This window comes from Pseudomonas sp. BW7P1, assembly GCF_024981055.1.
GTDB lineage: Bacteria > Pseudomonadota > Gammaproteobacteria > Pseudomonadales > Pseudomonadaceae > Aquipseudomonas > Aquipseudomonas bananamidigenes.
The window spans coordinates 376191-396636 of record NZ_CP103374.1 but is presented as its reverse complement, the minus strand read 5'-3'; the positions used below and the strand labels follow the sequence as shown (position 1 = coordinate 396636).

18 protein-coding genes are annotated in these 20446 nt (G+C 61.6%); 6 read left to right on the top strand and 12 right to left on the bottom strand.

What is annotated here, in order from left to right; all coding sequences use genetic code 11:
- Window positions 1-33: 33 nt before the first annotated feature.
- Genes NWV16_RS01775 through NWV16_RS01760 form a run of 4 tightly spaced genes read left to right on the top strand, consistent with a single transcriptional unit; the run spans window position 34 to window position 5917 of the window.
- Complete coding sequence (locus NWV16_RS01775; RefSeq protein ID WP_260521738.1) at window positions 34-2103, top strand: type VI secretion system tip protein VgrG; 2070 nt, start codon at window positions 34-36, stop codon at window positions 2101-2103.
- Window positions 2100-2945 (top strand): DUF4123 domain-containing protein, encoded by an 846-nt coding sequence (locus NWV16_RS01770; RefSeq protein ID WP_260521737.1) that lies wholly within the window; start codon window positions 2100-2102, stop codon window positions 2943-2945. Before NWV16_RS01775 ends, NWV16_RS01770 begins: the two co-directional genes overlap by 4 nt.
- Entirely contained in the window at window positions 2945-3718 is a 774-nt protein-coding gene (locus NWV16_RS01765) for a hypothetical protein (RefSeq protein ID WP_260521736.1), read from the top strand. The genes NWV16_RS01770 and NWV16_RS01765 overlap by 1 nt, the downstream gene beginning before the upstream one ends.
- Window positions 3719-3730: 12 nt before the next feature.
- Complete coding sequence (locus NWV16_RS01760) at window positions 3731-5917, top strand: lipase family protein (protein ID WP_260521735.1); 2187 nt, start codon at window positions 3731-3733, stop codon at window positions 5915-5917.
- A gap of 1 nt (window position 5918) precedes the next feature.
- Here the strand turns inward: NWV16_RS01760 and NWV16_RS01755 are convergent, their stop codons facing one another.
- The 4 genes from NWV16_RS01755 to NWV16_RS01740 are packed head-to-tail and all read right to left on the bottom strand — an operon-like array spanning window position 5919 to window position 10614.
- Complete coding sequence (locus tag NWV16_RS01755; protein ID WP_409519316.1) at window positions 5919-6410, bottom strand: GNAT family N-acetyltransferase; 492 nt, start codon at window positions 6408-6410, stop codon at window positions 5919-5921.
- Between the two features lie 11 nt (window positions 6411-6421).
- A complete protein-coding gene (locus tag NWV16_RS01750; protein WP_260521733.1) occupies window positions 6422-8518 on the bottom strand; it encodes an HlyD family efflux transporter periplasmic adaptor subunit in 2097 nt (698 codons plus the stop codon).
- The gene (locus NWV16_RS01745; protein ID WP_260521732.1) at window positions 8519-9838 is read right to left on the bottom strand and encodes an efflux RND transporter periplasmic adaptor subunit; all 1320 of its coding nucleotides are present in this window, start codon (window positions 9836-9838) and stop codon (window positions 8519-8521) included.
- The gene (locus tag NWV16_RS01740) at window positions 9835-10614 is read right to left on the bottom strand and encodes an efflux RND transporter periplasmic adaptor subunit (protein ID WP_260521731.1); all 780 of its coding nucleotides are present in this window, start codon (window positions 10612-10614) and stop codon (window positions 9835-9837) included. Before NWV16_RS01740 ends, NWV16_RS01745 begins: the two co-directional genes overlap by 4 nt.
- A gap of 169 nt (window positions 10615-10783) precedes the next feature.
- Here NWV16_RS01740 and NWV16_RS01735 point away from each other — a divergent pair, with 169 nt between their 5' ends.
- Window positions 10784-11149 carry a type II toxin-antitoxin system RelE/ParE family toxin gene (locus NWV16_RS01735; protein WP_260521730.1) on the top strand — a complete coding sequence of 122 codons (366 nt, stop codon included), beginning with the start codon at window positions 10784-10786 and terminating at the stop codon, window positions 11147-11149.
- Window positions 11142-11447, top strand: coding sequence for an XRE family transcriptional regulator (locus NWV16_RS01730; protein WP_064382656.1), 306 nt, complete (start codon window positions 11142-11144; stop codon window positions 11445-11447). Before NWV16_RS01735 ends, NWV16_RS01730 begins: the two co-directional genes overlap by 8 nt.
- 48 nt (window positions 11448-11495) lie before the next feature.
- On the opposite strand, the gene NWV16_RS01725 is transcribed toward NWV16_RS01730, so the two are convergent.
- The 8 genes from NWV16_RS01725 to NWV16_RS01690 form a co-directional block, all read right to left on the bottom strand.
- Window positions 11496-12947: an efflux transporter outer membrane subunit gene (locus NWV16_RS01725; RefSeq protein WP_260521729.1), complete on the bottom strand. Its 1452-nt coding sequence runs from the start codon at window positions 12945-12947 to the stop codon at window positions 11496-11498.
- A complete protein-coding gene (locus tag NWV16_RS01720; RefSeq protein WP_260521728.1) occupies window positions 12944-14014 on the bottom strand; it encodes an HlyD family secretion protein in 1071 nt (356 codons plus the stop codon). Before NWV16_RS01720 ends, NWV16_RS01725 begins: the two co-directional genes overlap by 4 nt.
- Before the next feature lie 19 nt (window positions 14015-14033).
- A complete protein-coding gene (locus tag NWV16_RS01715; protein WP_260521727.1) occupies window positions 14034-15569 on the bottom strand; it encodes an MFS transporter in 1536 nt (511 codons plus the stop codon).
- A gap of 102 nt (window positions 15570-15671) precedes the next feature.
- Window positions 15672-16589, bottom strand: a complete 918-nt coding sequence (locus tag NWV16_RS01710; protein WP_260521726.1) for a LysR family transcriptional regulator — start codon at window positions 16587-16589, stop codon at window positions 15672-15674.
- A 58-nt stretch (window positions 16590-16647) separates the two neighbouring features.
- Window positions 16648-17514 (bottom strand): ABC transporter permease, encoded by an 867-nt coding sequence (locus NWV16_RS01705; protein WP_260521725.1) that lies wholly within the window; start codon window positions 17512-17514, stop codon window positions 16648-16650.
- A gap of 20 nt (window positions 17515-17534) precedes the next feature.
- Complete coding sequence (locus tag NWV16_RS01700) at window positions 17535-18395, bottom strand: ABC transporter ATP-binding protein (protein WP_260521724.1); 861 nt, start codon at window positions 18393-18395, stop codon at window positions 17535-17537.
- 5 nt (window positions 18396-18400) lie between these two features.
- Window positions 18401-19426 carry an ABC transporter substrate-binding protein gene (locus tag NWV16_RS01695; RefSeq protein ID WP_260521723.1) on the bottom strand — a complete coding sequence of 342 codons (1026 nt, stop codon included), beginning with the start codon at window positions 19424-19426 and terminating at the stop codon, window positions 18401-18403.
- Between the two features lie 18 nt (window positions 19427-19444).
- Window positions 19445-20341: a TauD/TfdA family dioxygenase gene (locus NWV16_RS01690; protein ID WP_260521722.1), complete on the bottom strand. Its 897-nt coding sequence runs from the start codon at window positions 20339-20341 to the stop codon at window positions 19445-19447.
- Window positions 20342-20446: the final 105 nt, after the last annotated feature.

The window sequence follows — 20446 nt, the reverse complement described above, 5'->3', positions numbered from 1 at the left end:
GTTCCGAATCCGTCACTGGACGAGGAACAACGGATGTTCGATGCCAACGCACGCTTTCGCCTTACGATCGACGACGTTAAACACGATTTTCAGGTGCTGTCCTTCAGCGGCAGCGAAGCCATCAACGAGCCTTTTTCTTTCCGGATCGAACTGGTCAGCCCGAGGCCGGATGCCGACCTTCCAGGCCTGCTGAATCAGCTGGCCTTTCTTGCTCTCGATGACCAGGAACACGGCATCCATGGACAGATCCAGCACATCGCCCGAGGCCACATCGGCAAACGGCTGACGCGATACCGTCTGACCCTTGCGCCTCTTCTGGCCAATCTGCGTCATCGCATCAATCAACGGATATTCCAGAACCTGAGCGTCCCACGCATCATCGCGCAGATCCTCGAAGAACATGGCATTCACGCTGACCGCTATCGGTTGCGCATCGGTCACCCGCTGCCGGACCGTGAGTATTGCGTGCAGTACAACGAGTCCGACCTGCACTTCATCCAGCGTCTGTGCCAGGAAGACGGTTTGCATTACCACTTCCGTCATGGCCGTGACGGGCACCTGCTGGTCTTTGGCGACGACCAGACCGTGTTTCCCCGCCTCTCACGGCCAACACGCTTTAAACCGCACAACGCCATGGTGGCCGACAGGCCGGTGATTCAGCGATTCGACTACCGGCTCGAAACCCGGCCCGACCACACCTCCAGCCGCGCCTACGACTTTAAAAAGGCGCGAATGACGCTGGAGGCGGATGCCCGAAAATCCGATCGGCATCTCCAGCCAGATCCCGGGGTTTACGAATACCCGGGACGTTACCTCGATCGCGAGCACGGCAAGCAGCTGGCCCGGCGAGCCCTGGAGGGTCACCGCGCCGATGGTTGCCTGGGAGAAGGCGACAGCAACGAACCGGCGCTGGTGTCGGGGCATTTCTTGTCACTGGCCGAACACCCCGATCCGACATTGAACGACCTGTGGCTGCTGACCGAAATCCGCCATGAAGGCAAACAACCGCAAGTGCTGGAGGAAACCGCCAGCCACGCGTCGGCCGATCCCGAGAAAGACTTCATCCAGGGCTATCGCAACCACTTCACCGCAACGCCCTGGGAGGCAATCCATCGACCGCCGTTGCGCTACCGCAAACCCCGCATCGGCTCGACCCAGACCGCCGTGGTCACCGGCCCGGAAGGCGAAGACATTCATTGCGACGCGTATGGCCGGGTCAAGGTGCAGTTCTTCTGGGATCGCGAGGGCCGCCACGACGACAAGAGCAGTTGCTGGCTGCGCGTGGCCTCGGGCTGGGCCGGCAATGCTCATGGCTGCATGATCGTTCCGCGTGTGGGCATGGAAGTGCTGGTGACCTTTCTCCACGGCGATCCCGACCATCCGGTGATCAGCGGCTGCCTGACCAACAGCGCCAACCCGGTGCCTTACGAGTTGCCGGCGCACAAGACCCGCAGTGTGTTTCGCTCCCGCAGCTCGCCGGACAGCTCAGGCTTCAACGAGCTGATGATCGAAGACCGCGCAGGCCAGGAGCAGATTTACCTGCGCGCCCAGCGCGACCTGCGACAGAAGGTCGAGCACGACAGTCATCTGGACATCGGCAACCAACGCCGGGAAACCATCAGGGGCAACAGCTTCAGTGCGCTGCACGCTGAGGAACACCGCCTCGTGACCGGTCATCGCAAGACCCATCTCAAGGCCAGCGATTACCTGCACGTCGGCGACAGCAGCCACACCCGGGTCGGTCAATCACTGACCACCGAAGCCGCCGGACAGCTGTGCCTCAGCGCTGGCGAACATCTGGTGCTGGAGGCCGGAAAAAGCATCAGTCTGAAAGTCGGTGGCGAGCATTTTGTCCTCGATCACAGCGGCCTTTTCGGCAGCAGCGACCTGCTGATCGGCGGCGTGCCCGCGCCCTTGCTGCGCGCCCCGCTGCTGCAGCCCGACGGTATTGAAAATCTGCCGGTTCCTGCACCCCTGCCGCCATTGGTCGCGCCTTCGCAACAGGCACTGATGGCTGCCAGTAAAACCCTGGGGGCCGACTTCTGCCCGATCTGCGAAGCCTGCCGCGCCGGAATGTGCACGGTGCCGGAGGCCGCTGCATGACCGACGCCCCTGTACGACGCTGGCTGCTCGAGCAGCACCGTGCCGACCGCCTCCTGTGCCTGGTTCTCGATTCACAGAACGAACGCGAGATGCGTCAGCGCTGGCTGAAAAGCTGCCGTTACGAGCAATACGCCAGTGTCTACGGCGAAACCACCGTCGCCGAACTGGCAGACACCGGCCCGTTCCTCTTCACCTTCGACCAACCCGATGACCGTCGTCTCGACGCCTTGCTCGACAGACCGGACAGCCACTGGGGGTGGTTCGCCAGCCTGGGCAAAGGCGATTTGAAGGCGTGGGTCCGACACTGGCAGGAGCGGCTGATCATCGGCACTCGTCCGCATCAGGCGCTGTACCGCTTTCACGACAACCGCGTACTGGGCCGGGCGCTGAAACATTTGCCGGTCGAGGCGTTGCCGGCGTATCTCGGGCCGGCGATCAGCGTTTGCCATTGGCAGGGTTCGCACTGGCAGGTCACCGACAACCCCGCGCCGGGCAGCTACCCCGTGCCGGACACGCCGCCGTGGCTGCAACTGTCGATACCTGACGAGCAAGCCATGGAGATCCGCCTGGCCAATACCCACCGCTTTCTGCTGGCCGGGCATGTACAGGCTTACGCCGAACTGGCGCGCTCCCGGGATCCGCACATCTGGCTGCAAGAACGGCTGACGCTGGCCGAAGCCTGGGGCTGGCTGGCGCCGGAACGGCTGGAGTTTCTGCTGATCCAGAGTCTCCATACCCCCAATCTAGCGCCCCATTGGCAAGCCCGCCCGGAGGAAACGCCGGAGGAACACTTTGATCGGGTTTACCAGCTTTCGAAGAGCTGGAACGGGGAGACACCTTGATGAAGATTCAGCTCAAAAGCCTCGGTCTGATCGGCTGTTTCGCGGCACTGGGCGGCTGCAGGAGCGAACTGCCCAACACCTTCACTTTCACTGCCGATCTGCCACCGGGATTCGCCTATGTCGCAGCGGTGCATTACGCCCCCGAAAAAGGCCAGACCTGTACCGTCGACAGACGCGACAACCTTGCGCCGGTGTTCAACAGCAAGTGGCGAACGGACTACAAACCGGATGCCGAAATCACGATTCGCAAGACGGTTAAAGGATGTCCTTTGGTGGTCAGAAAAATCTCCCTGGAAATCAACTCTGCGTATGGCAAGGACTGGGGAGACATCAGCGGTGATCAAGGCATGGTGATCATTCGTGATGTGCTGGAAGAACAGTACAAAAACACCTTCAACGATGCTGGAGAAAGCTTCATTTACAGCCAGTGCGAATGGCGGTTCCGCACAGTGGGGACCAACCGTCGTATCGTCAAAATTCTTGATTGCTCCTCATCCAATGCTCAAGGAACCCGAGAGCAGGGCAAGACATTTTCCGCCTTCACCCTTGAACAACTACCGGGCAAGACCATGGAATTGAAAGTCAGGTTGGCCAAGGAAGAAAAGCCTGCCATCGGCGACACATGGGTCAAAGTACCAAATGGATGGAAACGCTGTATGGGCGACAACGCTGAGGATCAGTACGCCTTTTGTTACGGCAACTACAAAGACTTCAGCAGCTTTCAAATGCCAGATGGGAAGCAATGCACTGTATATCCCGGATGCACGGAATAAGGAGGTTTCGCAATGACATCACTGGAAAAGGATCTGCAATCGCCATTGAGCAGCCGTCTGCTGAACTGTCCTGTCGGTGGAAACTGGACCAGTTTCCAGCTCATCGACGAGTTCTGCTCGGGTAAACCCTATGCGGGACTAACCTATGTCGCCACCGACTCTGAAGGCTACAAATACACAGGCCGCCTTGACGCGGAGGGCAGAGGCAGGGTGGATAATCACTTTGCGGGGCCTGTATCGCTGCTGTTTGATCAAGCGTATGAAGGTAAGGAAAAGTACTATTCATATCTGCAAGTCAGACCACATTACCCTCTGAAAATAACCGAGATTCAGGTTCGCGCAGAAGCAACCCGCTACCTGAACCCGAATGCCACTCGCACGCGTGAACGACCCGAGGTTGCAAACGGAGGGGATTACTTTCAAGTTGAGGTCCGTCATCTGGTCAGACACGTTTCACACCTGCCACCGGAGGTATTTCGCGATTACCCCCTAGATTCCGGGTGTGCAGCCATCATGCGTGAACACGGCAAATTCGGCGCCGCCCTGATGCCGCAACGTCACACCGTTCTGGAAGTGCGCCCGCTCCGATCGTTGCGTCCAATGTTGTCCACAGCCCCGGAGTTCTGCGCACTCAATCTATACCAGCTCGCATTGATGGCAACTCTGAGTTACTGCCCTTTCGGCCAGAAGCCCAAAATTCCCTCCGCAGAAACAAAAACAGTAGGCTTTCCTCTGCAACCAAGCGTTGGCAATTGGTTTGGTGATTCCTTGGCCAAATGCGAAGAGCTGTGGAAAGTCGACAGCGCTCAAAACCAAGCTTACTACCCGCTTTATGAGGACGTACCCTACTCGAGGCGGCTAGAAATCATACCATTCGATCCAAACCTCTACCCCATGAACAGACCGACGCCTGAAGGAGATCTGGAACACCCGGCCAGTGTTCACTTCCTCGACGACATCGGTAATAAAGACAGCACCGACACCCAAGCCTTTATTACCCACAATGACGAACTCATTTTGATAGCTGTACGTGGTACTGCCGAGATAATCGCCGACGGATTGCGCGATGCCGATGCCCTGCAAGTGCCATTTACTGAAGGTGATGGCCAAGTCCATCGTGGATTCTATGAAGCAGCTAAAAAGGCCGCAGCCTTTGTGGTCAGCTATCTTGATCGCTTTTACACCGGCCAAAACCTCCTGATCTGCGGCCACAGCCTCGGAGGTGCGATCACATTACTGCTCTCGGAAATGCTGCGCCGAAGAGCCGGGTTCAACTACAACATCCAGCTCTACACCTACGGCGCCCCCCGCGCCGGGGACGCGGATTTCGTCAGGGGTGCCGCCGATCTCGTGCACCACCGCATGGTCAATCACAACGACCCGGTGCCCAGCGTGCCCGGCAGCTGGATGAACACCAAGGCCGACATCTACGGCACCGGGGCGGCGCTGACGTTCGTCAATGTGCCGGTGGGCTTGTCGGTGTTCGTTGCCGGGATCACCAACTGGACTGGCGAAGCCTATGACCATCACGGCCATCTGCGTCATGCCATGCCGGTGGAATTCAACCGTCAGCAGATGTCGTCGATCCTCTGGGAACCGGGATGCGACACCATCAGCCAACACGCCGCGTGCGACGTGGCGATCCGGCAGCAGCGAGGTCTGCCGGATCGCCCGTCCCTGCTCAGGCAGATCTTCGACGCCAGGCATCATTCGATGACGGGCGCTTACATTCCGGCTTGCTGGGCAGTGTTGCGACGCTGGCAGGAAGCACTGGACTCAAACCGAACGCTGGTGACCGAGCGGGAATTCGCGCTGGTCGAATCGGCCCTGCAACGCATCACCGATCAGCTGCGCACCCAGCGCAACAATCTGCGGGGGCGGCCGGACAGCTATGTCCGTAGCCGGGAAAAAGTTCTCCAGGCGCTCAATCGAGAGGTCGATCTCATTCGAACCACCCGTGAACGACTGGTCCGGCTGCGGCATCGACGCATGACGGCCATGGATGTCTATGGCGTGCCGGCAGAACACCCGGAACGCCTGGCCGAAAGCCTGCCGCGCTGGCAGGCGCACCCGGAAAACCTCGTGACGGAACAATTGGCCATGGCGCCGGACGCCAGTGAAGATGACCCGTTAATGGCGACACTTTATGGCCACAGGATCGGCGCTCCACACACCTTTGATATCGACTCGGTCATCTGACTCAGCCCTGGGGATACCACACCAGACGCTCCGCCGCCGGGTTGCGCTCTTCCACGGTAAAGCCCAGCGCCAGATAGTGCTGACGTGCATGGGGATTGTTGGCCCAGACCACCGTCGCCACCGGGCAACGCACTTGCTGCGCGGCCTTTTGTACGCCTTGCAGCACGGTTCGTCCGTAACCCTTGCCCCGGGCCTGAGGGATGAAGGCGATGTACAACACGCGGATTTCATTGGGGCCAAAATCGGTGCTCAGCGCACCGATGGGCGTGCCGAGTTTTTCCACGACGTAGTGCATGGCATTGGGGTGGTTTTCACCCATGCCCTGCTCCTGCACCTGAAACTGCTGGGCAACGATTTGCTGCACCTGTTCCTGCTCGCCGTCGATCCATTGCAGATCCGGCCGCGCCGATTGATACAGGCTTTGCAAAAAGGGGCCGTCAGTCGCCCGCGAAGGCCGCACCACCAATCCGTCCGCTGCCAGGTTTTCCGTCATCTTCATGCTCCCTAGAAACCGCTTTCCCTGACGCCCAGCGCCGCCAGCCGTCGCCAGGCCACGCCGAGTACGGATTCGCCGCTGCCCTGCAACACCACCACGCCGCGCAATGGCTGCGCCGGTGTCGATGGCTGATCCAGCGTAGTCAATCGTGCACCGTATTGCGCCTGCACCGGCTCCGCCCGTTGCTGTTGGTCGCGGCGCACGGCGATCGGTCCGTGATGATCGGAGGTCAAGGCTTCCTGATCGACATAGGCCACGCCATTGGTATCGATTTCATCGAGTTTCACGGTGATCGCCGGGTGCATCGGGTCGTCGGCGATAAACCGCCCGGTGGCGCCCGGTCTGACCCGCCACAATTCAGCTTCGGCCACATAACCGCGCAGGCGCGAGCCGTCTTCGACGACCCGCGCCAACGCATCATTGCTCGACAGCCAGCGACCCGGCGTGAGGTTCGGCAGCACATCACGCACGGTGCCGGCATGGGGCGCCCGCAGCAGCAGGCGTTCACGGCGGGCACTCAGGCCACGGTATTCCGCCACGGCTTCGGCCAGTCGCTGTTCGACGATGCCGGCATCGGCGGCCGTTTCGCTGCGGCCGGCCTGACGGCGCATCAGCAATTGTTGAATCCGGATTTCCCGACGGACGATGGCCTGCCGCGAATCCAGGTCCGGCGATTCCAGCTCGATCAGCACATCACCCTGAGCGACAGTCTGGCCGTCGACAACCTTCACGGTTTTGATCCGTGCCGCCATCGGTGCATGCAACGCACTGGCCCGACCGCCCTCGAGCATCGTCGGCAATTCCACGGCGCTGCGCCACGGCACGATCAGCACCAGCAGCAGGCCAAGCACCGCCAGGCTGCTGAGCAGCACGCGCGGGCCGTGAGCCTGTTCGCGGCGGCTCCACCACTGGCGCCACTCACTCATGATCGGCAAAAAGATGAACCACACCAGTTCCACCAGCATCAGGAAGATCCCCAACACCTTGAAGAACAGGTGATAGACCGCCAGCGCGATCCCGAAAAACAACGCCGCACGCCATAACCACGAGCCATACCCCCAGATCAGCAAACGCCGCTGCATCGCCGGCGACCAAGGCTCCGGCGCCGGTGCGCCATAGCCGAACAAAAACTCACGCAGACGCCAGCGACAGTAGGCAAATGCCCGGCCCTGAAGGTTGTCGACTTCCCACAGATCGCTGAGCAGAAAGTAACCATCGAAACGCATGAACGGGTTGAGGTTGACCACCAGCGTGGTGATCCAGGTCGCACTGGCGAGCATGAACGCCGCCGTGCGCGCCGGCCCGTCGGGCAACAGCGACCAGACCAGCAAGGCGATGCACGCCAGCAGCAATTCCGCCAGCACCCCGCCGGCACCGATCAGCAGCCGCGCACGCCGGTCGTTGACCCGCCAGGCATCGCTGACGTCGGTGTAGAACATCGGCAGCAAGACCATGAACGCCACGCCCATGCTCTGCACCCGACACCCTGCGCGCTTGGCCATGAAGGCGTGGCCGAATTCGTGGCAGAGCTTGGCGAAGAACAGCGCCACACCGAACGAAATTGCCCCGCCGAGGCTGAACAGGTGGGGGAAGGTGCCGACGAAGCGCTGCCAGTCCCGCGATACCAGAAACACCCCGAGCCCCAGGGTCGCCGGAAAACCGTAGCGCAGGATGTTGGGACCCACGCGCTGTAGCCACGGCCACACCCGATTGAGAAACGCGTCCGGCCGCCACAATGGGATCCGGAAAAACAGATATTGATGCAGCAGGATTTTCCACAGGCTCTGGCGTTGTGCGAGGGCCTTGAGCGGGTAGCTGGCGCGTTGCTGATCGTCGAGGGCGCTGATCAGGTCATGCCCGCGCAGAAACGTCAGCAGTTGCTCCAGTTCAACGCCATCCAGCGGCAGACCCGGTTCGCGATTGGCGGCGCGCAGCACTTGCTCGGGATCGCCCAGGGACCAGTGGCGCAACAGGCGCATCGCCGCCGCACCCAGTTTGAAATAGCGGCCGCGCACCGGATCGGCCAGGGTCCAGCGCGGCGAACCGTCCAGTGCCGGCGCCGCGGGCGACAGTTGCAGGTCGGCACGCAGGCTCGGCAGGTTCATTTACAGGCCCACACTCTGACGCAAACCGGCCAATGGCCTGCGCAGCAGGTACAGCGCCAGCGGCGCGCGTTCACCGAAGATCTTCGCCGTACCCCGCAAACCGATGCGCGGCGGTGCATCGGTAAAGTTCGCATCCAGCCGATAGGCCAGTTGGCCGCCAGCGGTGGGTTGCGCCTCGTAGGCGGAGCGTTCAAGTCTGGCGACGTGGCGTTGCAACGGATCGCTGTCGAGGAACAGCGCAATATCGGCACCCGGCTCCAGCGCAATCGCGTCGCCCACCGCCAGTTCGATGCGCAATTCGGCCTGATTCGGGTCGGCAATTTCCATCAGTCGCTCGCCGGTCTGTACCGGTTTGCCGGTCCAGCGCTCGGCGTCGGCGAATACTGCAATGCCGTCACGCTCGGCACGCACTTCGCTGCGGTTGAGCAGTTCCCGGGCGTAATCCCGCTCGGCGCGTTTCTGCTCGACGCGGGCGGCCAGCAGGTCCACCCGTGAGCTGGATTCGGCGTCGGCGAATGCACGTTGGGAATTGGCTTTGAGTTCGGCTTCGGCGACGCCGAGCGCACGCTCGGCGACATCGGCCTGGGCCTTGAGCGTGGTGCTTTCAAAGCGCAGCAACAGATCACCGGTTTTCACGCTCTGATTGGGTTTGACCAGAAACTCGGCGATCACCCCGTCCAGCGGCGCCGCCACCACGCGCCCGCCCAGCGGTACCACTTCGGCCGGGGCCAGCACCGACTGGCGCACCGGGATCAACAAACCGAGCAGCAGCACAGCGACCAGCGCCACCTGGCGTTTGCGGGTCCAGCGCAGGCGCCACGGTTTGCGCGGTTGCAAGGCCAGCCAGGCGTGGCTGTAGGTGTCGCCCAGTTGCGACAACAGCACTTGTTCGGAAGGATTCCACGGCACGTCGCGGGCCAGCCACAATCCGCCGAACATCTGGCCCTCGCGGTCGATCAGCGGCAGCCAGAATACCTGCAACGCCGACAGACTGCGCCAGTCGCTCTGGATCGACTCGCTGACCATTTCAGGCGAAATGACACGGGCCACCTTCAACACATCCTGCTTGAACAACTGCGCCACCGCCTGCTCGACGAAGGCCACGAACGGCGCATTCGGCTCAACGGCACTGACGCCGGTCACCGCCTGCACCTTGCCGGCGATCAACAGGGCCGCATGGCGATAGCCGAACAGCGACTGCCCGTCATTGACCAGACTGTAGGCCAACTGCGAAGCCTCGCGGGCGGCGCGGGTCTGCCGTTCGAGATCGAGAAACCGCGCGAACACCTGCTCGGCGCCGCCGCTCACCGGGGCGTTCACTTGAGCTCCGGGAAACGCGCCGTGCCGCTCATGCCGGCGAGCAAGCCTTTGGCTTCGGGCAGTGTTGCTACCAGCAACAGCGTCTGACTGCCCTCATCGATCCGCGCGCCGAGGCGCTTGACCGTGGCGTCGATCGGCTGCCCGGTTTCATCGGGAACAAAGCTGAACGTCTGGCCGGGCTTGAGTTTCGCCATCCAGCGCGAAGGCACCAGCAAGTGAATTTCCAGGGTGCGGTTGTCGACCACATCGAGCAGCGGCGCACCGGCGGCCACGCTTTCGTAGCGCTGCACCTTGCGCTCGACCACTTGTCCGTCGAACGGCGCGACCACACTGCAGCGCTTGACCTGAACTTGATAAACCTGAGATTGCGCCTGGGTTTCGCTGACCTTGGCCTCGGCCCGCGCCACTTCGAAACGCCCGACCGAATTGAGCGCCGCCAGTTGCCGGTTGTGCGCCAACTCTTCGCCGGCGCCACGGCTGGCGGCCTGCGCGGCATTCAACTGAGCCTGATAGGCCGAGCAGTCGAACTTCGCCAGGGTATCGCCCTTCTTGAACGACTCTCCCTCGCTGAACGGCAACTCGACGATCCGCCCGGACAGCTCGCTGGCCAGCGTCGCCTGATCCCGCGCCCGCAATACACCCCGCGCCTCGCTGCCGGCCGAGGCATTGGCAGCGCCGACGTTATCCTGCAGCGGATCGTCTGGCACAGGCGTTTGCGCCTGGACTGCACACGTAACAAAGGCCACTCCGATAACCCAACCACGAAAACGCTGCATGACCGCTACTCCCTGACGGATGAGCGGAGTCTACGACAGCGGGGTTTAGCGTCAAGCTAAAGGCCATCACTCATCCGCAGGGCTGGCGAAATTCTATGTAACGACTAAGATCAATTCATCGAAAATATAACCTTGAAGGAATATTCCATAACATTCATATTCGCCACCCATGAATTGGGATATCGAATACACCGACGAGTTCGGCAATTGGTGGGAAGATCTGACTGAAAACGAGCAGAGCTCGGTGGCTGCGAGCATCAAATTGCTAGGGCAATTCGGACCAGGCCTGCGCTTTCCACACAGCAGCGCGATCAAGGGTGCGCGACATGGCCATCTGCGAGAACTGAGGGTTCAACATGCCGGACGACCGTACCGCATACTTTATGCATTTGATCCGAGGCGATGTGCGCTGCTATTGATCGGTGGAGACAAAACCGGTCAGGATCGCTGGTATGAAGTCAATGTCCCGCTCGCCGATCAATTGTACGATGAGCACCTCGATACATTGCGCAAAGAGGGTTACAAAGATGGCTAAGAAATTTGCCGAACTCGAAGCGCGTATGACACCCGAAGCCCGGGCACATGCCGATTCGATCTACGAACAACACATCAAGGAAATGCCGCTAAACGAATTGCGACAGGCCAAGGCTTTGAGTCAAGCGACACTTGCCGAGACCCTGCACATCAATCAGGCGGCGATCTCAAAGATGGAACGACGCACCGATATGTACATCAGCACGCTGCGCAATTACATCCGCGCGATGGGCGGCGAACTTGAAATCATCGCTACATTTCCTGATGGGCAAATCAAAATCGAAAACTTTGCAGGTTGAGCAGCCAAAAACGCTGCACAACCTGCTTTTTTGTTTTCCGCACGACCATCAACGCTGCGCCATCTCCCCCACCGGATACACCGACTCCCATCCCCCGCCCAACGCCCGGTACAACCCGACCATCGCCAGTGAAACGCCGGTGGAGCTTTCCACCCATTGTTCCTGGGTGGCGAGCAACGCGCCTTGTACGGTCAGAACGTTGACGAAGTCCGCCACACCTTCGACGTATTGCTGTTGGGCGGTGCGCAGAGCGATCCGGTTCTGGCGCACGGCTTCGGCGAGGCTGTCGCGGCGGCGCTGGCTGGCGTTGTAGGCGGTCAACTGGTCGTCGATTTCATGCCAGGCGCGCAGCACGGTCTGTTGATAACCGATGGCAGCCTCCTGTTGCTGGGCTTCGCGCAGTTGCAGCACGCCGCGCAAGCGGCCACCGTCGAACAGCGGCAGGCTGAATTGCGGGCCGATACCGAAGGCCCGTGAGCCCCAGGAGCCGAAGTCACTGAGTTGCATGGCTTGCGAGCCGAGGTTGCCGGACAAGGTGATGCGCGGATAGAAATCGCCCTTGGCCACACCGATGTTGGCAGTGGCGGCGTGCAACCGGGCTTCTGCCCGGCGGATATCCGGTCGGCGCTCGGCCAGTTGCGACGGCAAGCCGATGGCGACTTCCGGCGGCGACTGCGGCACCGGCGCGTCTGTGGATAACGCTTTGGCCAGCGCTTGTGGCGGTTCGCCCATCAACAGGCTGATGGCGTTGATCAGTTGTGCCTGACGCTGCTCCAGCGCCGGCAACCGCGATTCGATGGCCGCCACTTGCGCCGCGGCTTCGGCGACGTCGAGATCGGTGGCTACACCGTCATTGAGGCGCAGTTGCGAGAGTTTCAGACTGTGTCGCGCCACATCGAGGTTCTGTTCGGTGACCGCGCGGGTGTTTTGCACGCCGCGCAGCTGGATGTAATTCTGCGCAGTGTCGGCGAGTACCGCCAACAGAACACCGCGCCGGTCGTTTTCCGCGACTTCGAGGTTGGCGTCGGCGGCTTCGGTTTCCCGACGCACACGGCCCCAGAAATCCAGCTCCCAGGAGGCGGAGAAACCGGCGTCCCACAGGTTGAAAGCAGAATTCCCGTTGTGTCCGGACGGATCGTTCAAACCTTCACCGCTGTTGCGTTTGCGGGCGTAACTGCCGGTTGCGGCGGTCGTTGGATAGCGGTCGGCAGTGATCACCTGGCGGGCGGCGCGGCTTTGTTGCAGGCGGCTGCTGGCCAGTTTCAGGTCGAGGTTGCTGCTCACGGCGCGCTGGGTCAGGGCTGAGAGTTGCGCATCGTGGAAGACGTCCCACCAGCGTTCGTTCAAGGGTTCGCTGACCGCCTGACTCGGGGCGGGTTTTGACGGCTTTGCCCATTCGGCGATTCGGGTGGCTTCGGGCTTCTGAAAGTCCGGGCCGACGGTGCACGCCGCCAACGCCGAAAGGCTCAGGACCATCGTGATGGACTGAACACGTTTCATCGCTGCGTCACCTCGCGCACCGAGGTTGCCGAGCTTTTGGTATCGATGCTCGCCTCCACCGACATGCCGACCCGCAGGCGCTCGGCCAGCGGCTGGCCCGGCTCCAGCAGGATCTTCACCGGAATCCGCTGCACGACTTTGGTGAAGTTGCCGGTGGCGTTGTCCGGTTTCACGGCGGCGAAGGTCACGCCGGTGGCCGGGGCAATGCTTTCGACACGACCGCTGAGGGCTTCACCACCAAGACTGTCTACCCGCACGACGACATCCTGCCCCGGCTGCACGTCGGTGAGCTGGGTTTCCTGAAAGTTGGCCACCACATAAGCCTGTTTCAACGGCACTACCGCCAGCAGCTTGCTGCCCGGCGTCACATAGGCGCCGACCCGCACGGCACGCTCGCCGATCATGCCGTCCTGAGGCGCAGTGATGCGCGTGTAGGACAGCTCGAAACTGGCGATTTCCAGCGCCGCCTGAGCTTGCTTCAAGCTGCCTTCGGCGGCATCGCGCTGCGCCGTGAGGATTTCGATCTGTTTGCGTTCCGCCGCCAGTTTTGCCGTGGCGGTGTCCAGTCGCGCAGTCGCCTGATCGATGCGAGTGCGTGCCTGCTGGGCGTTTTGCACGGTGCCTGCACCGACACCGGCCAGATGGTTATAGCGGTTCAACTCCTGCTGGGCGAAAGCCATTTCAGCCTTGGCCGAAACCACCGATGCCTGCGCCTGAGCGATCACCGAGGCCTGCCGCTCCAAAGTGGCTTTGGCGTTCTGCAATTGCGCACGGGCAACCACGGTGTGCGCATCGGCGGCTTCGGCGGCGGCGCGCAAGTCGCGATCATCGATCAGCGCCAGCAACTGCCCGGCCTTGACCTGTTGGTTGTCTTCCACCAGCACTTCCTTGATGAACCCCGCCACACGCGGCACCACCAATGTGAAATCGGCAGAAACAAAGGCATCGTTGGTGCTCTGCTGAGAGCGCTTGCCGAACAGGCCGGGCATCGCCAGAGACACCAGCACGCCGACCGCCAGCGCGGCCGCCACGGCCACCGCGAGTTTTTGCTTTGCTTGAGTCGTCATAAAAAACCTTCTGTTCCAGTCAGGTCGGCGCACGAGGCGGATAGATCCGCGTCGGCAGCCAGAAAATCAGCAGGATCAGCGCCGCCGCGACGCCAGCCATGCACAGATAAAGATCCGAAGAAGTCAGCACCACCGCCTGTTCGTGCAGGCGATGAGCGAGTGCCGGGTCGTTGCTTGCGGCCAGCGGCGAATTGCCGAGGCGATCAACCAGCATGGTCGAGTGAAAGTGCAGGCGCGCCGTGGTCAGCGCCTCGATCACCCCGGTGGCGACCACCGCTGCCAGGCCTTTCACGGTGTTGAACCAGGCCGAAGCGAATGGCCCGTCCTGGGGCTGGATGCTGCCGGTGGAGAGCATCAGCAACGGCAACACCGCCATCGGCTGGCCGAAAATCTGCAGCCATTGCAGGACGTAGAAATTGTCGCGAATCCACACCGAAGTCAGCTGCGATCCGCCAAGACAGGACAGCACCAGCATGCTCAGCCCGAGGCCGAGCACCCAGCGGCAGTCGACCCAGCGCAAGTTGCACAGCGCCGCCACCAGCGGCAGTGCGATCAATTGCGGCAACGCCGCCAGCAGCATGATCGGCGCGGTCTGCACCGGCCGATAACCCTGCACCTGAGCCAGATAGCTCGACGGAATCAGCACCACCGCCAACAACACCACCAGCACCCCGGCCAAGGTCATCAGGGCGAACGACAGGTTGCGAATGCCGAGCATCTGTAACTTGAAAAATGGAATCGGCTGCGACCATTCATGAATCATGAACGCCACCAGCAACAGCGAGCCGGCACCCAGCAGCGCGCAAATCAGGTTCGACTCGAACCAGTCCAGGCGATTGCCCTGCAACAGGCCGATCACCAGCATGCAGATCGCCGGAAACCCCAGCAACAGGCCTTTCCAGTTGAAGGTCTTGAGACGCTCCAGGCGCAACGGGTCCTGAGGGATGCCGTACGCCACCATCGCCATGGCGATCAGACACGGCACGATGATTTGCCAGAAGGTCCACTGCCAGCCGACAAATTCGGTCCACAACCCGGCCAGCGGCGTACCGAGACCGGGGCCGAACGTGGCAGTCAGGGCGTAACCGGCGAGGCCGTAAAGTTTGAAGTTCGGCGGTAGAAACCGCAGGGCTACGGTCATCAGCATCGGCGGCAACGCGCCGCCGGCCAGGCCCTGCAGGATGCGCATCAACAGCAGGCTTTCGTAGTTCGGGGCGAACGGGCAGAGCACCCCGAGCAAGGTGAACAGGCCGATGGCGCACAGGGTGAAACGGCGCAGGGAGAACGTCACCGAGCACCACGGTGCAAACGCCATGGCGGCCACCGAAGTCGCGGTGTAACCGGCAACCAGCCAGGTACCTTCGTCGTAGCCGATGCTCAGGGCGCCACGAATGTCGGCCAGGGCGACCTTGGTCACCATCTCGTTGAGACCCGACACCAGCACCGCCAGCAGCACGCCGACCAGGCCGGTGATGATCCGCGCCCCGAACACCGGTGGCGCGGCGGCCATCGGAGCGGCAGCGGCCATTGGCGCCGTAACCGTCAGGGATGTCATGCAGGCAAACTCCGGAGGGAAAAATACCGGAGCATCTTAGTAAGGCTTAGTGCTGACGAAAATTGACTTATCGGCAGCTTATAAGTGCGCCAGACGCAATCGTCAGGGTTGCGCCGCCAGCCAGGTTTCGTCGCAGCAGGTCTTGAGCGTTTCCCGCAGCCAGCGGTGGGCCGGATCCTTGTCGAAACGCGGGTGCCAGGCCTGAGTCAGCATCAGCGTCGGCAGCGGGATCGGCAGATTGAACGAGCGCAGCTTCAAACCCAGCCGCCGCACGCTGAGCAGCGCTTCCTTGGGTACCGGCAGAATCAGATCGGAGTCCGGCAGGGCGAACATTGCCGCGTGGAAACTCGGCGCGATCACCGCCACCCGCCGCTCCAGGCCCAAGGCATTCAGCGCCGTGTCGATGGGGCCACGGGCAATGCCGCGACGGGACATGCTGATATGGGAAAACCCGGCATAACGCTCGGCGGTGATCTCGCCGTCCAGCAACGGATGATCTTCACGCACCAGACCGACGAAGTGGGTGGAAAACAGGTTCTGTACTTTGACTTCCGGGGTCACCGGGCGCGTGTTGCTGACGCTCAGATCAATCCGCCCTTCTCGCAGCGCTTCATCGTCACCGTCACCCTCGGGAACGAAGCGCAACTCGCAATGCGGCGCCAGTTGATCCAACGTATCGAACAGTTTGCCGCCGTACACGCCGACGAAAAAATCGTTGGCGCGAATGCTGAAGCGTCGGCGCAACGTGCCCAGCTCCACGGCATCTGCCGAGCGGAACAGCAGCGCTGCCTGCTCGACCACATCACGCACCTGCTCGCGCAGCTCCAGCGCTTTGGGCGTCGGCACCAGTCCCCGACCGGCACGTACCAGAATCGGATCGCCGATGGCTTCGCGGATCCGCGTCAGTGTGCGGCTCATGGCCGCCGCGCTGAGGTTCATCCGCCGCGCGGCGCCGACCACACTGCCCTCGTCGAGCAAGGCGTCGAGGGCGACCAACAGGTTCATGTCCGGAAGTTGCATGCTGAGCACTCGTAACCGATCAGGATTGATCCGCACGCAATGCTAGCAGATCAAAAAATCAGCGCTGCATGCCCCAGCGCTTCACCGTCACCCGTTCCAGCGTGTCGAACACCAGGTTTTCCACCAGCAGACCGATGAGAATCACCACCGCCAGCCCGGCGAACACTTTGTCGGTGTACAGCTCGTTGCGGTTCTGGAAGATGTACCAGCCCAGGCCACCCTTGCCGCTGGTGGCACCGAACACCAGTTCGGCGGCGATCAGGGTGCGCCAGGCGAAGGCCCAGCCGATTTTCAGCCCGGCGAGGATCGACGGCAGCGCCGCCGGGATCAGGATGAACAGTACGAAGCGCATGCCCTTCAAACCGTAATTGCGCCCGGCCATGCGCAGGGTTTCCGAAACGCCGAGAAACCCGGCGTAAGTGTTCAGCGCCAGCGCCCAGAGTACCGAATGCACCAGCACGAAAATCAGGCTGTTCTGCCCCAGGCCGAACCAAAGCAACGCCAGCGGCAACAGGGCAATCGCCGGCAGCGGGTTGAACATCGAGGTCAGCGTACTCAACAGATCCCGGCCAGACTGAGTCGAGACCGCCAGCGTGGTCAAGGCGAAGGCCAGGACGATGCCGATCAGGTAACCCTTGAGCAGCACCAGTAGCGAGATCCACACCTTGCCCGGCAGTTCACCGCTGAGCAGGCCGTCGTATAGCGCGTGACCGGTCTGCAAAAAGCTCGGCAGCAGCAAGTCGTTGTTCTGCACCCGGGCCACTATTTCCCAGAGCACCGCGAGCAGAATCAGAATCACGCTTTTGCGCAGCCAGCCTTGCTGCCACAGGCGCTGGCCCAGTGGCAACCGGCGCTCCACCGGCACGCTGGTCAACGGTTGCAGATGGTTTTCGAATTCCTGGCGTACAGACGATGAATGGCTCATCGGGCGATCCTCCGGGTGGCTCAATAAGCGATGCGAATGTCGTTGAAATCGTGTTCGCGTTCGGTTTCCGGTGATTGACCTTCGTCGAACAGCAGCCGATGAATACGCCGCGCCGACTCCTGAAACGCCACTCCGCCGAGGCTGTGCAGATCGTATTGATGACTGTGCACTTCTGCCCTCACCCGACCCGGGTGCGGCGATAAAAGCAGGATGCGATTGCCCACCACCAGCGCTTCTTCAATCGAGTGGGTGACAAACAACAAGGTGAAACGCACCTCCTCCCAGAGCCGCAGCAACTCCTCCTGCATCTTGCGCCGGGTCAGGGCGTCCAGCGCGGCGAACGGTTCGTCCATCAGCAGGATTTTCGGCTGCATCGCCAGCGCCCGGGCAATCGCCACTCGCGCTTTCATGCCACCGGACAAGGTGTGCGGATAGGCATCGGCGAATGCCGCCAGACCGACCTTTTCCAGGTAATGCAGCGCACGCTCTTCGGCCTCCTTTTTCTTCAACGTGCGCGAAGCCAACAGCGGAAACATCACGTTCTGTTTGACGGTTTTCCACGGTGGCAGTTGATCGAATTCCTGAAACACCACGATCCGGTCCGGCCCCGGCGCGTCGACGCGCTGACCCTGCAGACGGATCTCGCCCTCGCACGGCGCAATGAACCCGGCGACGGCTTTAAGCAACGTGGATTTACCGCAGCCGGACGGGCCGAGCAGCACGAAGCGATCCTGTTGATCGACTTCGAAACTGACCTGGTGAGTGGCACGCACGACGCGCTGCGGCGTGCGGTATTCGAGGCTGACCTGGTCGACCGCCAGCAACGCTTGCGCGGCGACGATCGGGTTGCTGGCCGCGTGGCCTTGCAAAGGGGCGTTCATGTCGATCAGCTCCCCTGCAGCGGTCTGGCGTCCTGGAAGAAGTAGTCCTTCCACGATTCGGGTTTGTTCTTGATCGCGCCGACGCGGTAGAGGAACTCGGCGAGCGGGTAAGTGTTTTTTGGCGTGACGCTGAATTCGAACTGCGGGTTTTCGATGATTTTCAGCAGCTCGGCGCGGTCGATTTTGGCTTTGGTTACGCGCAGGTAGGTGTCCGCCGCCGCGCCTTTATCGTTCTGCGCAAATTGCGCGGCTTCGGTCAGGGCTTCGACAAACGCCTTGTAGGTCTTGGGGTTCTCGTTGCGGAATTTTTCGGTGGCGAACAGCACGGTCGGCGAGTTCGGCCCGAGCACATCATAGGAATTGAGGACGACATGCACGTTCGGATTTTGCAGCGCCTGATCCTGGAACGGCGGGTTGGAGAAATGCCCGGTCAGTTCGGTGCCGCCGGCAATCAACGCAGCGGTGGCGTCCGGGTGCGGGACGGCGATGGTGTATTTGTCGAGGCGATTGAATTCCTTGTCGCCCCACTGTCTGGCCGCTGCGTATTGCAGGAAGCGCGACTGCACCGAAACGCCAACCGCCGGCACCGCGATGCGGTCCTGGTCGGTGAAGTCAGCAATGGTTTTGACCTTGGGATTATTGCTGACGAGGTAGTACGGAAAGTTGCCGAGCGAAGCCACGGCCTTGACGTTCTGCTTGCCGTGGGTGCGATCCCATATCGTCAGCAACGGCCCGACGCCGGCGCCGGCAATGTCGATGGAACCGGACAGCAGCGCATCGTTGACCGCCGCGCCGCCGGACAACTGGGTCCAGTCGACCTTGATATCGAGCCCTTCCTGCTTGCCGTACTTCTCGATCAGTCCCTGATCGCGCACCACATTGAGCAATAGATAAACAATGCCGAACTGTTCGGCGATGCGAATTTCACCTTCAGCGTGGGCCGCCGCCGGCGCCACCAGGCTGCCGGTGAGAAGGCTGAAACCGAGGCCGATGGCCGCCGCCAGCGGCGCGAATGGAAGACGTTTGGACATGATCGGGTCTCCGGTAAATCAGAAAGGCGCGTCGCCCTGGATGGTGGTGCGATACAGCTTGCGGCGCAGGTGCGCAGGGCAGCCGGCAGCCAGGTGGATCAGCGAACGGTTGTCCCAGAACACCAGGTCGTGGGGCTGCCATTGATGGCGGTAGATGTTCTGCGGCAGCACGCTGTGGGCGTAGAGCTCGTCGAGCAGTTGTTTGCTCTCGTCTTCCGGCAGGCCCACGATACGGGTGGTGAAACCTTCACTGACGAACAACGCCTTGCGGCCGTTTTCCGGGTGGGTGCGGACCACCGGATGCACGACCTCGGCGACCTGAGCCAATTGCTCCGGGGTCAGGGTCGGGCGCCAGTTGCCCTCGAATTTGCTTTCGCTGTAACGCGCGGTGTAGGAATGCGCAGCCGAGCGGCCTTCGACAGCTTTGCGCAGTGCGTCGGGCAGGCTGTCCCAGGCTTTGTGCATGTCGGCAAACAGGGTGTCGCCGCCTTCGGATGGCAGCTCCTGGGCGTGCAGCATCGAGCCGAGGCTCGGCAGTTCTTTGTAGGAAAGGTCCGAGTGCCAGAACTTGCCGGCATCACCGAGGCCGATGTTCTGGCCGTTCTCGACGATGTTGGAAACGATGAGGATTTCCGGGTGATTGGCCAGCAGGAACTGCTTGAGTACGTGGATCTGCAACACGCCGAAACGACGGCTGAAGTCGATCTGCTGTTGCGGGGTGATGCGCTGGTCGCGGAACACCACGACATGGTGATCGAGGTGCGCGCGGTGAATACGGGCGAAATCCTGATCGTTAACCGGGCGGGTCAGGTCCAGGCCAATGATTTCGGCGCCGACGGCACCGTTGAACGGGCGAATCTCGAAGACTTGCGGCGCGACAGTCGCGGCGCTTGGGGTAGCAGTAGCTGCGGACATCATCAATCTCCCACGCACGGCACGCTCAAGGGCACGCGCGTCGATCAGAAACTCACGCTGGATTGCGTGTGGGTTCGTGTCGTGCGGCGCGCCGATTGGTCGGCA

Bases quoted from the DNA above. Each gene is read 5' to 3' on its own strand.
- NWV16_RS01775 (WP_260521738.1), top strand. From the start codon at position 34: ATGTTCGATGCCAACGCACGCTTTCGCCTTACGATCGACGACGTTAAA.
- NWV16_RS01770 (WP_260521737.1), top strand. From the start codon at position 2,100: ATGACCGACGCCCCTGTACGACGCTGGCTGCTCGAGCAGCACCGTGCC.
- NWV16_RS01765 (WP_260521736.1), top strand. From the start codon at position 2,945: ATGAAGATTCAGCTCAAAAGCCTCGGTCTGATCGGCTGTTTCGCGGCA.
- NWV16_RS01760 (WP_260521735.1), top strand. From the start codon at position 3,731: ATGACATCACTGGAAAAGGATCTGCAATCGCCATTGAGCAGCCGTCTG.
- NWV16_RS01755 (WP_409519316.1), bottom strand. From the start codon at position 6,410: ATGACGGAAAACCTGGCAGCGGACGGATTGGTGGTGCGGCCTTCGCGG.
- NWV16_RS01750 (WP_260521733.1), bottom strand. From the start codon at position 8,518: ATGAACCTGCCGAGCCTGCGTGCCGACCTGCAACTGTCGCCCGCGGCG.
- NWV16_RS01740 (WP_260521731.1), bottom strand. From the start codon at position 10,614: ATGCAGCGTTTTCGTGGTTGGGTTATCGGAGTGGCCTTTGTTACGTGT.
- NWV16_RS01735 (WP_260521730.1), top strand. From the start codon at position 10,784: ATGAATTGGGATATCGAATACACCGACGAGTTCGGCAATTGGTGGGAA.
- NWV16_RS01730 (WP_064382656.1), top strand. From the start codon at position 11,142: ATGGCTAAGAAATTTGCCGAACTCGAAGCGCGTATGACACCCGAAGCC.
- NWV16_RS01725 (WP_260521729.1), bottom strand. From the start codon at position 12,947: ATGAAACGTGTTCAGTCCATCACGATGGTCCTGAGCCTTTCGGCGTTG.
- NWV16_RS01720 (WP_260521728.1), bottom strand. From the start codon at position 14,014: ATGACGACTCAAGCAAAGCAAAAACTCGCGGTGGCCGTGGCGGCCGCG.
- NWV16_RS01715 (WP_260521727.1), bottom strand. From the start codon at position 15,569: ATGACATCCCTGACGGTTACGGCGCCAATGGCCGCTGCCGCTCCGATG.
- NWV16_RS01710 (WP_260521726.1), bottom strand. From the start codon at position 16,589: ATGCAACTTCCGGACATGAACCTGTTGGTCGCCCTCGACGCCTTGCTC.
- NWV16_RS01705 (WP_260521725.1), bottom strand. From the start codon at position 17,514: ATGAGCCATTCATCGTCTGTACGCCAGGAATTCGAAAACCATCTGCAA.
- NWV16_RS01700 (WP_260521724.1), bottom strand. From the start codon at position 18,395: ATGAACGCCCCTTTGCAAGGCCACGCGGCCAGCAACCCGATCGTCGCC.
- NWV16_RS01695 (WP_260521723.1), bottom strand. From the start codon at position 19,426: ATGTCCAAACGTCTTCCATTCGCGCCGCTGGCGGCGGCCATCGGCCTC.
- NWV16_RS01690 (WP_260521722.1), bottom strand. From the start codon at position 20,341: ATGTCCGCAGCTACTGCTACCCCAAGCGCCGCGACTGTCGCGCCGCAA.